Genomic DNA, 17,635 nt, shown 5'->3' on the forward strand with positions numbered 1-17,635 from the left:
TGCGTTCTGAGCGGTTCAAGGCCCACCTGCTCACGAGCGAAACGACCGCGCACACGTCCCACCCTTTTGTCCGATACTGCCAACATGACTTCGCGCGATCGACCCACCACGTGCAAAAGAATCGGCCTCATTTCCGATACCCACAACCTCGTACGCCCGGAGGCATTGCACTATCTCGCCGGTTGCGACGCGATCATCCATGCGGGCGATATCTGCAACCCGGCCGTGCTCGAAGCGCTAACGCAAATTGCGCCGGTCACGGCCGTGCGCGGCAACAACGACACCGGCCACTGGGCCGCGTCGCTGCCGACGCACGTCACACTCACCGTGCAGCAGGTAGCGATCCTCGTCGTGCACGACATCGCCGATGTGGGCGCCGATCCGCGCAGCCAGGGAATCGGCGTGGTGGTGACGGGCCATTCGCACAAACCGTCGATCAGCGAGCGCGACGGCGTGCTGTTCGTCAATCCGGGCAGCGCCGGGCCACGGCGTTTCAAACTGCCGGTTTCGGCCGCAATCCTGATCGTCGAAGGGGCGAGCGCAAGCGCGAGCTTCGATTCGCTGGTGCCATAAAAAACGGGCCGGCAAAGATTTGCCGGCCCGTGCTCACCACTCAGTTTGCGCTACCCGAGGCGCACCACATGCTCAGGCACGTGCCGTGGCGGTTGCCGCATAGCCTTCGTCGATCTCCGCGGCTTCACGCTCGCCACGCAGCACGGCATGCGCTTCCGCACGCGTCGCCACGCACGGGCCCGAGCCGAGCAGCGGCTTACGGGCGGTCTCGCGCAGCGCGAGCACCGAGACGACACCGATCAGCGAAGCGCCCATCAGATAGTACGCGGGCATCATCAGATTGCCGGTGCTGTTCACCAGCCACGCCGTGACGAGCGGCGTCGTCCCCCCGAACAGCGACACCGAAATATTGAAGCCGATCGCGAGCGCGCCGTAGCGGATCCTGGTCGGGAACAGCGCCGGCAGAGCCGACGGCATCACGCCGGTAAAGCACGACAGCAGCACGCCGAGAATCATCAGGCCGCCGAACACCGGCAGCACCGTGCCCATGCGGATCAGCAGCAGGGCGGGAATCGACAGCGCGAACAGACCCACGCAACCGAACAGCATGACTGGCTTGCGGCCGATCGTGTCGGACAGGCGGCCGGCGGCGAGCGTCATCGGCATCATCAGCACCATGACGAGCAGCACGAGGAACAGGCCATGCGTTTCGTTGAAGTGCAGCGTGGCCGACAGATAGCTCGGCAGATACGAAAGCGCCATGTAATCAGTGACGTTGAAGATCAGCACGAGGCCAACGCACAGCAGAAGCGGCTTCCATTGCTGCATGAGCAATTCGCGAAACGACTGCTTGGGCAGCGCCTTGTCTTCGGCTTCACGTTGTTCCGCCTGCTTCTTGAACGCGGGCGTTTCTTCGAGCTTCATCCGGATGTACAGACCCACCAGACCCAGCGGACCCGCGATCAGGAACGGCACGCGCCAGCCCCATGAGAGCAGCGCCTCGTTGGAGAGCGTCGCGGTCAGCACGGCCACCGTGCCCGCGCCGAGCACGTAGCCGATCAGCGTGCCGAACTCCAGGAAGCTGCCCATGAAGCCGCGGCGCTTGTCCGTCGAGAATTCGGCGATGAAGGTCGCCGCGCCGCCGTACTCGCCGCCGGTCGAAAAGCCTTGCACCAGACGCGCCACCAAGAGCAGCACCGGCGCGAAAATGCCGATACTCGCGTAGCTGGGGATCAGGCCGATCGCGAAGGTGCCGAGTGCCATCATGATCATGGTCATCGCCAGCACGCGTTGCCGGCCGATGCGGTCGCCGAGTGGCCCGAACACCATGCCGCCGACCGGCCGCACGAGGAACGCCGCGGCGAACGTGCCGAAGGTGGCGATCAGCTGCGCCGCGGGGCTCGCCGACGGAAAGAACACTTTGCCGAGCGTGACAGCGATATAGCTGTACACGCCGAAATCGAACCATTCCATCGCGTTGCCGAGCGCCATGGCGCCGACGGCCCGCTTGAGGAGAGATTTGTCGACGACGGTGATGTCGTCCAGAGAGAGGCGTTGTTCTTCTTTGTGATGTCGCCAGAAGCCGTTGCTGGAAGCGGTCAAGGTGAAAACTCCAATGACTGCGACGAAACTCATGATGCGCATGAACGTTCCGCCACGGTTGCTGGGAAGTGCAGTGTCGCGAGCAAGGCGAAAGGCGTCTTCGTCACCGTCGAAGGGCGACAGAGTTGGGCGCGAAAAAAACACAACGCCCGTGCCTCGCGAGACAGGTCGCGAAAAAACACTCGTCTAGATTGTGCTGACTGTTGCACCTGCGTGGCCGTGGAAGGGGGGCAGATGCATGAGGACGCTGGGTGGCTGAAAGCTGGCCCACGCGCCGCTGGAAGGCTTGAAACGAAAAAGGCCGGTGCTGTATTCGCCGCTCATGCCGAGACATGCGACGGGAAACGACCGACAAGCCTTCTTGTATAAAAACTGTTCAATTCGGAGTGGCAACACATTGCGATACGTACTGTGTATGCACTGCGGGCCAGATTGAAGAGAACGTGAATGAAGGTGAAATGCTGTTGGAACGATGCACATAATAGCACGATAGCGGAGGATCGTGCAAACCGGGTGTCCGCGGGGGACTTGGGCGGGGGCGTTCAATCCCTTGCGGGGCGGGGGATTGGGCGGATCCTGGCGGTCTGAAGAAGCGGCTTAAAAATGGCCTGAAATGTATCGTTTGGAGAATTTTGCCGCTTCGTTCGAGCGATCAAACAAACGTTGCGTGATGGAGGGGATTTGCGGCGGCGCGGACGAAAAAAATCCGCGCACGCGGCGCGGATTTCGGTGATGCGGCCTGAAGCGCGAAAGCGCTCGATTACGCCGAAGGCGGCACGTAACCTTGCGCCGTATCCGCGCCTTCGCCGAAGAAGAACTTTTCGGTCTGCTTCATCAGGTATTGGCGTGCGCGCGGATCAGCCATGTTCAGGCGGTTTTCGTTGATCAGCATGGTTTGCTGCTTCAACCAGGCCTGCCAGGCTTCCTTCGAAATGCTTTCGTAGATCCGCTTGCCAAGTTCGCCCGGCAGCGGCGGGAAATCGAGGCCTTCGGCTTCCTTGCCGAGCTTCGCGCATTGAACCATACGAGTCATGCTGTGCTTCTCCTTTGTCGACCGGGTGAGTGCTTCAGCACTGACTCCGGTCCCGTAAAAATGGGTTGATGTGTCGATGCCGGGACAGGCAGTCGCTATATAGGGCCGCTCAGAGCTGTTTCATCAGCACGAGCGACTTGCGCTGCCAGTTATAGAGTCTGCGGCGGTCTTCCGGCAAATCGTCGACGGTGACCTTGACAAAACCGCGCTTGAGGAACCAATGCTCGGTACGCGTGGTGAGCACGAAAATGCGCGTCAGGCCGCGCGCCCGCGCGCGCTGCTCGATGCGCTTCAACAGGCGCTCGCCGTCGCCGGTGCCTTGCGCTTCGGGCGAGACCGTGAGGCACGCCATTTCGCCGATGCGTTCGGACGTGTACGGATACAGCGCCGCACAGCCGAACAGCACGCCATCGTGCTCGATCACCGAGAAATGGTCGATGTCGCGTTCGATCTGGTGACGGCCGCGCCGCACCAGCGTGCCGTCCGATTCGAGCGGCTCGATCAGCGCGAGAATGCCGCCGACGTCGTCCGGCGTGGCTTCGCGCAGGCTTTCCAGATTCTCGTACGAGATCATCGTGCCCACGCCGTCGTGCAGGAACAGTTCGAGCAGCAGGCTGCCGTCGAGCGCGTAAGGGATGATGTGCGCCCGCGCCACGCCGCCGCGACAGGCGCGAATCGAGTGCTTCAGATAGAAGCCGGCGTCGCCGGTGACCTCGCCGCTTTCATGCAGCTTGTAGGCGTCGTCGAGCGAGAGTTCGCGCACCAGTACGGGGCCGTCTTCGCCGGCTTCCATCAGGCCCGGCGTCTCGGTCAGGAACACGATCTTGTCGGCGCGCAGCGCGATCGCCGCGGCGGACGCGACGTCTTCCATGGCCAGATTGAAGGCCTCGCCGGTGGGCGAGAAGCCGAGCGGCGAGAGCAGCACCAGCTTGCGGCTCGCGAGCGAGTGACGGATCGAATCGGCGTCGATCTTGCGCACCACGCCGGTGTGGGCGAAATCGACACCATCCAGAATGCCGACCGGGCGCGCTGTCACAAAATTGCCCGATACGACGCTGATGTGCGCGTGCGCCATTGGGGTATTCGGCAGACCCTGGCTGATCGCGGCCTCGATATCCAGACGCACTTCGCCGGCCGCTTCTTTCGCGGACTCCAAAGCGCGCGCGTCGGTAATGCGCATGCCGTGCGAAAACTCGGACTCCACGCCGTGCAGGCTCATCTGCTCTTCGACCTGCGGCCGCGAGCCGTGCACCAGCACGATCTGGATGCCCATGGCTTGCAGCAGCGCGATATCGGACACGAGCGCATTCAGGAGCCCCTGATGCACCACCTCGCCGCCGAAACCGACAACAAACGTCTTGTTACGGAACGCATGGATGTAAGGGGCGACTGAGCGCATCCAGTCGACGAATTGCGCGTGCTGTGCGAGGTTTTCCGTTGCTCCGGCGGGGGCCGGAACGCTCGCGGGCGCGGGGACGAGGTCGGTTTGGGAATTCATGCCGGGGATTATAATGCGCCCCCATGTCGAATGTACCCAAAAGTCCCGCTGCGGCGAACGAGAATCCGGCGCCGGCCGCCGATCAACCGAAGGCCGGCGACGCCGCACGCCGCACAGCACCGGACGCCGAACCGAACGCGCCGCACACGGCGCGCGAGCCGCGGCGCGCCGCGGAAAATGCGCAAGCGTCGGCGCAGAGAAATCATCCGCGCCGCGAAGCCCACAATCAGGAAAGTGGCGAGGAGGCGAAACCCGCTGAAAGTGGCGAGCCGCAGCCGCGTGAGGGCAGGGAAGGCCGAAGGTCAGACCACAACCCCGGGCGTGCGCGGCAGCAGAGCGCGTCTGGCGCGAACCAGCAGAAAAGCGCCGCTCGTGGCGATCAGCCACGTCAAGCGGACTCGCGAGACGGCGGGTCGCGCCGCGAGCAAGCGCCGCCCCGCGCCGCGCGCGCACCGCGTGTCGTCGAGCCCAATCCGATTCCGCCGATCACCTATCCGGAAGCGTTGCCCGTATCGGGCCGCCGCGAGGAAATCGCCAAGGCGATCGCGCAGAATCAGGTCGTGATCGTCTGCGGCGAGACCGGCTCCGGCAAAACCACCCAGCTGCCGAAGATCTGCCTCGAACTCGGCCGCGGGCTCGGTGCGGGCGGTTCCGGTCTGATCGGCCACACGCAGCCGCGCCGGATCGCCGCTTCGGCGACGGGCCGCCGCATCGCCGAAGAACTCGGCACGCCGTTCGGCGAGGTGGTCGGCTACAAGGTGCGCTTTACCGACAATCTGTCGCCGGGCGCCTCCGTCAAGCTGATGACCGACGGTATCCTGCTCGCCGAAACGCAGACCGATCCGTTGCTGAAAGCGTATGACACGCTGATCATCGACGAGGCGCACGAGCGCAGCCTGAACATCGACTTTCTGCTCGGCTATCTGAAGGAAATCCTCGTCAAGCGTCCCGATCTGAAGCTGATCGTGACCTCGGCGACGATCGACGCGGACCGTTTCGCGCGCCACTTCGGCAGCGAAGAGAAGCCCGCGCCGGTCATCGAAGTGAGCGGGCGGCTTTATCCGGTCGAGGTGCGCTACCGGCCCGTCGCGGAAGACAGCCCCGCGGTGAAGGCCGCCGAAGGCAACGCGTCTTCCTCCGCGCCGCGAGGCGAGCGGCCGAAAACCCAGCGCGAAACCGATCGCGATCTGATGGAAGCCATCGTCGACGCCGTCGACGAACTCTGCCGCGAAGGTCCGGGCGACGTGCTCGTGTTCCTGCCCGGTGAGCGCGAAATTCGCGACGCCGCCGAGGCGCTGCGCAAGCACCATCCGCCGCATACGGAAATTCTGCCGCTGTTCGCCCGTCTTTCCGCGGCCGAACAGGAGCGCGTGTTCCGCACGTCGAACGCGCGGCGTATCGTGCTGGCCACCAACGTCGCCGAAACCTCGCTGACGGTGCCGGGCATTCGCTACGTGGTCGACACCGGGCTCGCGCGGGTGAAGCGCTACTCGTATCGCAACAAGGTCGAGCAGTTGCAGGTCGAGTCGATCTCGCAGGCCGCCGCCAATCAGCGGGCCGGGCGTTGCGGCCGGGTCGCCGACGGCATCTGCATTCGCCTGTACGAAGAAAGCGACTACCAGGGCCGCGTGCGTTTCACGGATCCGGAGATTCTGCGCTCGTCGCTGGCCTCGGTGATTTTGCGGATGAAGTCGCTGCATCTGACGGCGATCGAGACGTTCCCGTTCATCGAACCGCCGCCGGGCCGCGCCATCGCCGACGGTTATCAGCTGCTCAACGAACTCGGCGCCGTCGACGACGACAACCAGCTCACGCCGCTCGGCCGCGAACTCGCGCGCCTGCCGCTCGACCCGCGCGTCGGCCGGATGATTCTGGCTGCACGCGACCAGCAGGCGCTCAAGGAAGTGTTGATCATCGCCAGCGCCCTGTCTGTGCAGGATCCGCGCGACCGGCCGATCGAAGCGCAGGAGCAGGCCGATCAGGCGCATCGCCGGTTCGCCGACGAGCGTTCGGAATTCCTGCAATGGCTGAAAATCTGGAACTGGTTCGAAGAAGCGATCGCGCACAAGAAGTCGAACAAACAGTTGCACGAGGAGTGCCGCAAGAACTTCCTGTCGCAGCTGCGTCTTCGCGAGTGGCGCGATGTGCACTCGCAACTGCTCACGGTGGTGCGTGAGCACGGCTGGCGCTTGAACGAAGCGGAAGCGACCTTCGAGCAGATCCATCTCGCGCTGCTGACCGGTTTGCTCGGCAACATCGGCCTGAAAGCCGACGACGAACCGTATTACCTCGGCGCGCGCAGCATCAAGTTTTATCTGTGGCCGGGCTCGGCGCTGGTGAAGAAAGCCGGTAAGTGGGTGATGGCCGCCGAACTGGTCGAGACGAGCCGGCTGTACGCGCGGTGCATCGCGAAGATCGAGCCGGAGTGGATCGAGAAGATCGGCTCGCATCTGTTGAAGAAGTCGCTTTCCGAGCCGCATTGGGAAAAGCGCGCGGCGCAGGTCTCGGCATTCGAGCGCGCGGTGCTGTATGGCCTGCCGATCTATCACCGGCGGCGCGTGAGCTTCGGCAAACAGGATCCGGCGCGCGCCCGCGAGCTGTTCATTCGCGGCGCGCTGGTGGAAGGCGAGTTCGATACGAAGCTCGCGTTCTTCGCGCACAACCGCAAGTTGCTTGCCGATATCGAGCAGCTCGAACACAAGTCGCGCCGTCAGGACGTGCTGGTCGACGACGAGCTGATTTTTGCCTACTACGATCAGGCGTTGCCGAAGGGCATTTATACCGGCGCGTCGTTCGAGCGCTGGTATCGCGACGAGGTGAAAAAGAGCGGTCAACCGGAAGACAAGTTGCGCCTGCTGTACCTGTCTCGCGACGATCTGATGCGGCACGAAGCCGCCGGCGTGACCACCGACCTGTTCCCGAAACGGATGACGATGGCGGGCGTCGAGATGGCGCTCACCTATCACTTCGAACCGGGTTCGCCGCGCGACGGCGTCACGCTCGCCGTGCCGCTGTATGCGCTGAACCAGGTCGACGCGCGCCGCTGCGAATGGCTCGTGCCCGGCATGCTGAAGGAGAAGGCGCAGCTGCTGCTGAAATCCCTGCCGCAGAAACTGCGCCGTCATTGCGTGCCGCTGCCTGAGTTCGCGGCGGGCTTCGTCGAACGGCATAGTGGTCCGCGCTTCGGCGCGGGCGGCTTGCTCGAGTCGCTGATCGCCGATATTCGCGAGCAGACCCAGGTCGCGATGAAGCAGTCGGACTTCAAGCTCGAAACGCTGCCGCCGCATCTGTTCATGAACTTCAAGGTCGTCGACGAGCACGGGCGTCAACTCGCGATGGGCCGCAACCTGTCGCAACTGCGCGCCGAACTCGGCGGCCAGGCGCAGCAGCATTTCCAGAAGATCGCTTCGAGCGCGGCGGGCGCGGCGTTGGCGGACGCGGGCGGCGGCAGTGTCGCGACGCCGTCGCAAGCGTCTGGCCTGGCAAACGCCGCGGCGCAGCGCGGCAAGGGCGCTCCGGCGTCGGGTCCGCAGACCGCGCCGCAAGACGGTGCGCAGGGCACGGCGCTGTATGAAAAGCTGACGACCTGGAACTTCGGCAAGCTCCCCGAGCTGCTTGAAATCCGTCGCGGCGGCCAGACGCTATTCGGCTATCCGGCGCTGGTGGATCGCGCCACGCATTGCGACGTGGAAGTGTTCGATTCACCCGACGAAGCCGCGCGAATCCATCGCGCGGGATTGCGCCGGCTGTTCGCGTTGCAGTTGAAGGAACCGATCAAGTATCTGGAAAAGAATCTGCCGGGCTTGCGCGAAATGGCGATGCAGTTCATGCCGCGCGGCACTCAGGAAGAGTTGCGCGATCAATTGATCGACACCGCGCTCGACCGTGCCTGCCTGCAAGACCCGTTGCCCGACGACGACGTCACTTTCCACACGCGCCGCGACGAGGGCCGCAGCCGCCTGACATTGCTGGCTCAGGAAATTGCCCGGCTGGTCGGACAGATTCTCGGCGAATACGCGACGGTGACCAAGAAGCTGGTGCAGGCGAAGTCGTTCACGGCAGCGCATGCGGACCTGCACAATCAGCTCGACGGACTGATCGGCAAGCGTTTCGTGGTCGATACGCCGTACACGCAACTGGCGCATTTCCCGCGCTATCTGAAAGGGATTGCGCTGCGCATCGACAAGCTGAAAGCGGACCCCGCGCGCGACGCCCGGCAGTTCGCCGAGTTCCAGCCGCTGTTGCAGAACTATCAGCGCGCGGTGGCGCAGCGTGGCGGCGTGCTGGATCCGCGTCTGTCGGAATTCCGCTGGCTGTTGGAGGAGTTGCGGATATCGCTGTTTGCTCAGGAATTGCGCACGCCGATGCCGGTGTCGGTGAAGCGCCTTCATAAGGTGTGGGAGTCGATGCAGCGCTGATCGCCGCGATTAGCGGGGCGGGGCGCCATGCCTGCTCCGCCTCGCGGACGTCTCGCGGGCGGCTGAGGTGGCGGCTCACGTGGCGCCGGCACGCGGTCGCGGCACGGATAAAAAGGCGCGCGACGCCATGCCTTTTGAGAATGACGTCACGCGCAAAAGGCGCGGGCCTTTGTTCGGACCCGCGCCTGAGACACCCGCTAGATCGATCCCCGGCCCATGGCCGCCATGAGCTTTGACCGGACTCGTCCTGCCGGTTTGGCCTACCAGTGCATGCCGGCGCCGATCGACGCGCCGAACTGGCCGCGCGAATCCGTGGTGCCTTGCAGCTTGTAGACCCACTTGCCCGTTTCCGAGAGCTGCGATACGCCAATGGCGAACGCCGACTGGCCGGCATAGGTGCCGCCGGCCATGGCGACCAAGCCGTGACCCGGTAGCACAGCCTGCGGCAAACCGGCCATCGCCATGGCGGATGCCGTGCCGCCGTAGGCGTCGCGGCGAGCCGAGCGGATCTGGTCGTCGGTATAGCTGTTCGCCTGGCTGACCGCGCCACTGGTGCTTTGCTGCAACTGGCTGACGTTGACGGCGTCGGTCGCTTGCACGCCGGCTGCGACCTGGGTGATCTGACGCTCCTGCCCCGCCGCGCCGACCGACACCGTGTTCGCCCGATCGGCGACCGAGCCTTGGCCTAGCGCGACGGAGTTGTCGGCGCCGGCATTCGCCGCCGCGCCGAGCGCGGTGGCATTGTTGCCGCTGGCAACCGAGCTTGTGCCGATGGCGATGGCGTTGGAGCCGGTGGCCTGAGCGCTCGCACCCATGGCGATGGCGTTGGAGCCGGTGGCCTGCGCGCTCGCACCCATGGCGACGGCGTTGGCGGCGGTGGCCTGAGCGCTCGCGCCCATGGCGACGGCGTGCGCGCCGGATGACACGGCGGCTTCGGTATCGCGATTGCCTTGCGCGCTGAAGAACGGATCGGCGGCATCGACCACGGCGTTGTTGACGGCGCCCGAGATGGCCGCGTTCAGCTGATCCACGTTGACCGCATCGGTCCCGGCGACGCCCGCCGCGAGGTTGTGAATCATGGTGCCGCCGCTCGCCGCGTTCAGACCTGCTGCGAAGCTGGTGGGCACGGTGCCGCCGCCCGAGTTGTCGCCGCCGAGCGTGACGCTGTTGCGGTTCACACTGCCGTCGGGGTTCTTGTCGTACATCACCGCGCCGTCGAGCTTCGCGGCGGTGGCCGCGCCTTGGGCGCTCACGGCTTTCAATTGCGCGACATTGACGGCGTCGGTGTCGGCGGCACCCGCCGCGACGTTCGTAATCTGGCGCTCCTGGCCGGCGGCGCCCACGGAGACGGTGCGCGCCCGGTCGGCTATCGAGCCCTGGCCGAGTGCGACGGAGTTGGCGGCTACTGCGCTGGATTGATAGCCGAGCGCGGTGGAATTCGCGGCTGAGGCGGTGGCTTGATAGCCAAGTGCGGTGGAGTTGGTGGCTGAGGCGGTGGCTTGATAACCAAGCGCGGTGGAATTGACTGCTGAGGCCGTGGCTTGATACCCAAGCGCGCTGGAGTTGGCCGCCATTGCGCTCGCCTGATTGCCAATAGAAGTGGAACCGTCCGCCTGAGCGGTGGCGAAGCCGCCGATTGCCGTGCTGAAATCGCCGTTTGCCTGCGAACCGGTGCCGACGGCAACACTCGCTTGTCCCGCGGCGAGCCCCGCACTGCCGATGGCGACTGCGTTGGCGCCGGTGGCCGATGCGTCGTCGGTTCCGTCGTTCAGGCCGTTTGCCTTGAAATAGCGTGACGCGTTTACGCTTACGGCTTGCAGTTGGCTCAGGTTGACGGCGTCGGTCGCCTGGGTGCCGGCTGCGACGTTCGTGACCTGCCGTTCGTTGCCTGCGGAGCCGACTGAGACGGTATTGGCGCGGCCGGCCAGCGAACCCTGGCCCAGGGCGACCGAACCGTCCGCCGAAGCATGCGCGTCACGGCCGAGCGCAATCGAGTCGGCGTTGTTGGCAACGGCGGCGTAACCAATCGCGATGCTGCCGGCCGACGCTGCGGATGCGTAGGAGCCGAGCGCGGCCGCGCCTGTTCCCGCGGCTGCGGAATTGGCGCCGAGTGCTGCCGCGCCTGCTCCTGAGGCAGAGGAATTGGCGCCGAGCGCGGCCGAGCCTGCTCCTGAGGCAGAGGAATTAACCCCGAGCGCAGCTGAGCCTGGTCCTGAGGCAGAGGAATTGGCGCCGAGTGCTGCCGCGCCTGCTCCTGAGGCTGCGGAATTGGCGCCGAGCGCGGCCGAGCCTGTTCCTGAGGCAGAGGCATTAACCCCGAGCGCAACTGAGCCGGTTCCCGAGGCACTCGAACTGGCGCCGAGCGCGGTGGCATTCTCGCCGGTCGCTTGCGCGAACGCGCCCAATGCCATCGCCCCCACGCCGTTCGCGAAGGCCTGATTGCCGATCGCCGTGCTGTAGTCAGCCGCCGCCAGCGCCAGATTGCCGCCCGCGAAGGCACTCGTGCCGAGCGCGGTCGACAGGTAGCCGATCGCGACAGAACTCGTACCGATCGCCCTTGCTTGCGCGCCGGTCGCGACCGAATTGTCGCCCTCGGCATCGGCCTGAAGGCCTGTTGCGCTCGATTTGTCGCCCAGCGCACTCGCTTGCACGCCTGCCGCAATCGAGCCGAAGCCCTGCGCGTTCGACTGCACGCCCGTCGCCATCGAGAAAGCGGCTGCCGCCGTGGCCTGAAAGCCCATTGCAATCGAGCTTTCGTTCAGCGCTTGCGAGCCCGCGCCGAGTGCTGCCGAATGGCTGCCGCCCGCGTTCGCCTGCATGCCGTAGGCAATGGAATAGGGGCCCACCGACTGTGCCGCGATACCCGCTGCAATCGAGCCTGCACCGATGGCCATCGCATTCGTGTCCGTAGCGGGATTGAACGGCGCCGCCGCGAAATAGATGGTGGCGGCATGCGCCGCCGGCGCGCCCGCCGCCAAAACCGTCAGCAGCAGTACTGCCTGGGCAATCGCTTTCTTCCGGGCCGTTACTCGCTTTGTCTTCGATCTTGCCGGCGCCGGTGCCGCCAGCGACGTTTGCGTCGCGTCACACCAAGCCAATGGGTTATTGCAATTCATTGTTCTAGAAACTCCGCGGTATTGCGTAAGTGGACGGCGCATCAACGCGGGGGAGCCAATTAAAGATTCATCGCCCTGATAAATTGCACAAAAAATAAAGGCCCGCAGGTTTCGGTTTTCCTGGCAATGCCTTGAGTTTTTGCGCGCACGAAACGCCCGCGACATGCCTGCGCGTCCACCGGGCTGATTGCGTGGGCGATGAGGCTGCGGGATTGTCTAATCCGGCGGTGCGGCGAGAATTCAGGTAAATCCGAAGGCAGCGAGGAAAAATCCTTTTGTGTGTTTAACGCTCGATTCGCTGGTGTGGGAAAATAGATTAAACAAGGAATGGTCGCATTCAATCTGATAATTATTTTTATAATCTGAGTGTGTTCTTGTATTTATACGTCTTTCGTGAGATTCGAAATCTCAAGCGCGCTACTCATTGAAGGCCATTTCAGAATGGCTTGAGCGCCCATCGCGATGGCGCCCGCCGAGCGGCGGTAGGCGGCATCGCGCCCCCGATTTCTCTTGTACGCGGATAGCGACCTACGTCAACCGCTGGCCCTGGCAAACGTTCTACAATGATGGCTGTTCTCCGAAGTGAGTTTTCATGCGCAAATTTTTTCTTCCCGGCTTGACTGCCACGTTCGCCGCGGCTACGGCGCTGGTCGCTGCCGCAGGTTTTTTTTCTCCGGCGGCCCACGCCAACAACGTGATCGTGCTCAATTCCGGCGAAGCCACGCTGAGCCTGATCGACGAGACCAGCCGCCAGGTCATCGGCACCGTGCCCACGGGCAAGGAGCCGCACCACCTGATGGCCACGCCGGACAATTCGTCGCTAATCGTCGCGAATTCGGTGTCGAACAATCTGATGTTCGTCGATCCGAAAACCGGCCAGGTGCAGCGTTGGGTCGAAAACATCGAAGATCCGTATCAGATCGGCTTCTCGCCTGACCGCAAATGGCTGGTCACCACCGGCCTGCGTCTGGACCGTCTCGATATCTACCACTTCGACGGCCAGAAGAACCAGATGACGCTGGCCTCGCGCCTGCCGCTCGCGGTCATGCCGAGCCATATGGCGTTCACGGCCGACAGCAAGACGGTCTTCGTCACGCTGCAGGTTTCGGGCGAACTGGCCGCGATCGACCTGGCCACGCAAACAGTCAAGTGGAAGATGAAGGTCGGCAAGGTGCCGGCGGGCCTGTGGATGACGCCGGGCGAGAAATACCTGCTGATCGGTATGACCGGCGCGGATTACGTCGCGGTAGTCGACTGGCGCAACCAGAAGATCGTCAAGACGATCCACACGGGCAACGGCGCGCATAACTTCCGTTCGCTGGCCGACGGCAAGCACGTCGCGGTGTCGAACCGCGTGGCGAGCACCATCAGCATCATCGACGAAGACTCGCTTACCAACGTCGGCGACATCACCGGCTTGATGCCCGGACCCGACGACATGGAACTTTCCGCCGACAAACGCTATCTGTGGGTTACGTTCCGCTTCGCCAAGCACGTCGGCATCATCGACCTGACAACGCGTAAGCTGATCCAGACGATTGCCGTAGGCCGCTCGCCGCACGGCATCTATTTCTTCAATCGCGCGCCGATCACGGCGCCGAACGGCGCCTGATGCAGGGGCTTATGCCGCACCAGGCGAACCGACACGGATGAAGTAACAGGCCAGCACCATGTTCCATCTGATTTTTTCTTCTCTCGACAGCTTCGTCTCGGCCGTGCAGACGTTGCTGTACGTCGACGTGGTGCAGCCGCTGCTGTTCCGCTTCAACCTGATGGACTACGACGAAGACACTTACGACAGCCTGTATTGGGTGATCGTGGGCGTTTTCGAAGTGCTGGCCATGTACGCGATCCTGCGCCCGCTCGAAGCGCTGCGTCCGGTGGAGCAGTGGGAGAGCCGCAAGGCGGTGCGCGTCGACGTGATCTACACGTGGATCGCCAAGCTCGGCATTCTCAACCTGTTCTTTTTCTTCGCGCTGCAGCCGTTCTTCGACAACGTGCAGGCGTGGCTGCGGCTGCACAACATCTCGAATATCGAGTTCGACAATCTGTGGCCGGGCGTGACCACACAGCCGCTCGTCACGTTCGTGATGTATCTGCTCGTGCTCGACTTCGCCGGTTACTGGTATCACCGCTGGGAACACCGGATCGGCGTGTGGTGGGAACTGCACGCGGTGCATCACAGCCAGCAGCAGATGTCACTGTGGTCCGACGACCGTAACCATCTGCTCGACGGTCTGCTGCAAGCCTCGTTCTTCGCGGTGATCGCGCTGGTGATCGGCGTGCCGCCGTCGCAGTTCGTCGTGCTGGTGGCTATCACGAATCTCGCGCAGAGCGTCCAGCATGCGAACATCCGTCTGTATTTCGGCTGGCTCGGCGAGCGTCTGCTGGTCAGTCCGACCTTCCATCGCCGTCACCATGCCATCGGCTACGGTCATGAAGGCTTGAAATACGGTTGCAACTTCGGCGTGCTGTTTCCGTGGTGGGACATGCTGTTTCGCAGCGTGTCCTGGAGCCGCGAGATGGAGCCGACCGGCATCAGCGATCAGCTCGAAGGCCGCCGCTATGGCGACGGTTTCTGGGCGCAGCACTGGCTCGCCTTTGTGCGCATCGCCGGGCGCCTTTCGCCGAAGCGCCGCACCGAAAGTAACGACGCCGCCGCCGTTTGAGCGCGCCTCCTCCCACGCCGCCGGTTTCCCCGGCGGCGCGTCACGTGGTTTATCCTGTTCACGTTTGCGCACGTCCCGCGGTAAATCCCCTCGAGGGCCGCGCCACGGGATGTCCCTGCGTGGGGCGAGCGGCGGGCCGCATGGCCGGTTCGTCGCGCGGTTCTCTTTGTTCCACTGTTTCGCTCACCGGCACTGGCTCGCATGAATGATCTGTTGCGCTCGTTCGGGCGCGCGCTCGCAAGCGCGCTCCACCCGCGCATGCTCTGGCTGACCTTCATGCCGTTTCTCGCGGCAACGGTCGGGTGGGGCGTGATCCTGTGGTTTTCCTGGCAGACGCTGATCGGCGCGACCCGCACCTGGCTCGAAGGCTGGTCGTTTACGCTCACGCTTTATCATCTGTTCGACTGGCTGGGTTTTGCGGCGCTGCACACGGCAATCGCGCCGTTTATCGTTATCGCGATGGCGATTCCGCTGATCGTCGTCACCGTGCTGCTGCTGATCGCCACGCTGTCGATGCCCTCGGTGATCCGCTTCCTGTCAGCGCGCCAATTCCCCAGCCTGGAAATGCGTCGCGGCGGAACGTGGTACGGTAGCCTCGCTCAGGCGTTATGGACCACGCTGGTCTGTCTGGTGCTGCTGATCGTCACGCTGCCGCTGTGGCTCGTGCCGCCGTTCTTCGCGCTGATTCCGCCGCTGCTGTGGGGCTGGCTCACGTATCGTGTGATGACCTACGACGCGCTCGCGCTGCATGCCACGCGCGACGAGCGGCGCGCGCTGGTGCGGCGATTCCGCCTGCCGCTGCTGCTGATCGGCATTGCGAGCGGTTTGCTGGGTTCGCTGCCCACGCTGCTGTGGGCGTCGTCGGTCTGGCTGATCGTGCTGTTCCCGGTGATCACGGCCGTGACGATCTGGATCTATGCGTTCATCCTCGTCTTCTCGGCGCTGTGGTTCGGCTACTACTGTTTGCGCGCGCTGCAACGCATGCGCGCGGAAGAGCACGGCGGCGTGCGGCACGCGGCGCCGGTTCCTTACTGATGAATTACTGACTAAGCAAAAGAGGCGGCAATGGCATTTGGCGTCATCATCATCGGCGATGAAATCCTGTCCGGCAGGCGTATCGACAAGCATCTGCCGAAGGTCATCGAATTGCTCGGCGCGCGCGGGCTGTCGCTCGGCTGGGCGGAATACATCGGCGACGACCCCGAGCGCATCACGGCGACGCTGCGGCGCACGTTCGCTTCGGGCGATATCGTGTTCTCCACGGGCGGCATCGGTGCCACGCCGGACGACCACACGCGCCAATGCGCGGCGGCCGCGCTCGGTGTGCCGCTCGAACTGCACCCGGAGGCCGCGAGGCTGATTCAGGAGCGCATCCGCGACATGCATCCGGCTAACTCGGCGGCGCCGCTCGATCTGCAGTCGCCGGAGAACCTGCATCGTCTGAATATGGGCACTTATCCGCAGGGCGCGTCGATCATTCCGAACGGCTACAACAAGATCCCGGGCTTTTCGATTCGCCAGCATCACTTCGTGCCGGGCTTTCCGGTCATGGCGTGGCCGATGATCGAATGGGTGCTGGATACGCAGTACGCGCATCTGCATCACGCCATGCCGCACGCGGAGAAGTCGCTACTGGTGTTCGAGTTGCCGGAGTCGCGCCTCACGCCGCTGATGGAAAAGATCGAACACGATTTCCCGGGCGTGCGCGTCTTCAGCCTGCCGAGCGTGGGCGATGCGGAACGCGGCGGCGTGTATGCGCGGCATCACATCGATCTGGGTGTGAAGGGCGAGCCCGAGGCGGTAGCGGCGGCGTTCGTCAAGCTGCGCGAGGGGGTGCACCTGCTGGGCGGCGATATCGTCGAACCCGAGGCGGCGGCCGCGGCGGCGAAACCGCGCGCCTGAGCCGCGCGGCATTTTTCAGGTGGGTTCGGGCGCTGCGGCGCCCATTTTTCACCGCGCCCGTCTTTGATTCGAGCGCGGCTTGAGCGCATCATCGGCCTGTCACATTCGGCGCAGACGATGTGCCTGTTCTCACAGGCGCGCCCGAATCAAGGCGGTATTGCACCGGCCTCGACGAACCTCGGCAACAGCCAGGGATCAGGCAACACCTGCGCTAACACTTCAGGCAAAAACGAGGCCGCAATCGCGGTGCGACATCCCGTCATTCACGCGCCGATCCACGGCAACCCGCGAAAGCACCAGCCCGACACTGTCTTACGATGCCCTTGGCCGTCCTTGTCGCCTTCGAAGCCTTCCAGCAGGTCGTACGCCTTGTTGAAGCCGGCTTGCGTGGCGGCAATCGCGGCGAGCTTGGAGCGCGCGGCGCTGCGGCACAGGAACAGCACCGGCGTATCGGGCGTGGCCACCTGATTCAATTGCTGGAGGAATTCCTGATTAGGCACCGCGCCCGGATAACGTGTCCATTCGACGTGCGCGTATTGTCCGTCGCCGATAACCGGCCGGCCGACCCAGTCGAGTTCGGCGCGGGTACGCACGTCGACGAGGCGGGCGCGCGGATCGAGCTGCAACAGTTCGAATGCTTCCGCCGGCGACACTGCGCCCGCGTACGGCAACTGGTTCTCGTTGCGGCGCTTGTCCGCGACTGCGTACAACTGTTCGAGCGAGCTCATGAGCGCAAATCTCCTTCGGGCCAAATAATCATTCTAGCGCGCGGCAAGGTCGCGCATGCATGGCTCGAACGGCGCACAACGGCGTGATCGTCGCGACGGGAGGTGCGCGCGAACTTGGTGCGGATTTCCGTGCATGCACCAAAATAAAGAAGATGA

General features: G+C 64.1%; 12 protein-coding genes. 6 read left to right on the plus strand and 6 right to left on the minus strand.

Features of this window, described 5'->3' with window-relative positions:
• Positions 1-84: 84 nt before the first annotated feature.
• A complete protein-coding gene (locus P0D71_RS03055) occupies positions 85-573 on the plus strand; it encodes a metallophosphoesterase family protein (protein WP_408479250.1) in 489 nt (162 codons plus the stop codon).
• Between the two features lie 72 nt (positions 574-645).
• Here P0D71_RS03055 and proP read toward each other — a convergent pair whose 3' ends face one another.
• The 3 genes from proP to argA form a co-directional block, all read right to left on the minus strand.
• Entirely contained in the window at positions 646-2,148 is a 1,503-nt protein-coding gene (gene proP, locus P0D71_RS03060; protein ID WP_408187252.1) for a glycine betaine/L-proline transporter ProP, read from the minus strand.
• 727 nt (positions 2,149-2,875) lie between these two features.
• On the minus strand, positions 2,876-3,148 hold the full coding sequence (locus tag P0D71_RS03065) for an oxidative damage protection protein (RefSeq protein WP_007181244.1): 273 nt from the start codon (positions 3,146-3,148) through the stop codon (positions 2,876-2,878).
• Positions 3,149-3,257: 109 nt separating this feature from the next.
• Positions 3,258-4,646 (minus strand): amino-acid N-acetyltransferase, encoded by a 1,389-nt coding sequence (gene argA / locus P0D71_RS03070; RefSeq protein WP_408301692.1) that lies wholly within the window; start codon positions 4,644-4,646, stop codon positions 3,258-3,260.
• A 23-nt stretch (positions 4,647-4,669) separates the two neighbouring features.
• Between argA and hrpA the strand changes: the two genes are divergently transcribed.
• Positions 4,670-9,064: an ATP-dependent RNA helicase HrpA gene (gene hrpA / locus P0D71_RS03075; RefSeq protein ID WP_408479251.1), complete on the plus strand. Its 4,395-nt coding sequence runs from the start codon at positions 4,670-4,672 to the stop codon at positions 9,062-9,064.
• A gap of 260 nt (positions 9,065-9,324) precedes the next feature.
• On the opposite strand, the gene P0D71_RS03080 is transcribed toward hrpA, so the two are convergent.
• Together P0D71_RS03080 and P0D71_RS03085 are read right to left on the minus strand one after the other, a co-directional pair.
• Positions 9,325-12,180 (minus strand): YadA-like family protein, encoded by a 2,856-nt coding sequence (locus tag P0D71_RS03080; protein ID WP_408479252.1) that lies wholly within the window; start codon positions 12,178-12,180, stop codon positions 9,325-9,327.
• Positions 12,181-12,239: 59 nt separating this feature from the next.
• Positions 12,240-12,521, minus strand: coding sequence for a hypothetical protein (locus tag P0D71_RS03085; RefSeq protein ID WP_408479253.1), 282 nt, complete (start codon positions 12,519-12,521; stop codon positions 12,240-12,242).
• A gap of 251 nt (positions 12,522-12,772) precedes the next feature.
• On the opposite strand from P0D71_RS03085, the gene P0D71_RS03090 reads away from it, so the two are divergent.
• From P0D71_RS03090 to P0D71_RS03105, 4 genes are all read left to right on the plus strand, one after another.
• Positions 12,773-13,792 (plus strand): YVTN family beta-propeller repeat protein, encoded by a 1,020-nt coding sequence (locus P0D71_RS03090; protein WP_408479254.1) that lies wholly within the window; start codon positions 12,773-12,775, stop codon positions 13,790-13,792.
• A 58-nt stretch (positions 13,793-13,850) separates the two neighbouring features.
• On the plus strand, positions 13,851-14,849 hold the full coding sequence (locus P0D71_RS03095; RefSeq protein ID WP_091792857.1) for a sterol desaturase family protein: 999 nt from the start codon (positions 13,851-13,853) through the stop codon (positions 14,847-14,849).
• 201 nt (positions 14,850-15,050) lie between these two features.
• Positions 15,051-15,884: an EI24 domain-containing protein gene (locus P0D71_RS03100; protein ID WP_091792858.1), complete on the plus strand. Its 834-nt coding sequence runs from the start codon at positions 15,051-15,053 to the stop codon at positions 15,882-15,884.
• Positions 15,885-15,914: 30 nt separating this feature from the next.
• Entirely contained in the window at positions 15,915-16,751 is an 837-nt protein-coding gene (locus P0D71_RS03105) for a competence/damage-inducible protein A (RefSeq protein WP_408187248.1), read from the plus strand.
• A gap of 263 nt (positions 16,752-17,014) precedes the next feature.
• On the opposite strand, the gene P0D71_RS03110 is transcribed toward P0D71_RS03105, so the two are convergent.
• The gene (locus P0D71_RS03110) at positions 17,015-17,479 is read right to left on the minus strand and encodes a rhodanese-like domain-containing protein (protein ID WP_091792860.1); all 465 of its coding nucleotides are present in this window, start codon (positions 17,477-17,479) and stop codon (positions 17,015-17,017) included.
• Positions 17,480-17,635: the final 156 nt, after the last annotated feature.

Source organism: Paraburkholderia sp. RL17-383-BIF-A (assembly GCF_046028015.1).
In the GTDB taxonomy this organism is placed as follows: domain Bacteria; phylum Pseudomonadota; class Gammaproteobacteria; order Burkholderiales; family Burkholderiaceae; genus Paraburkholderia.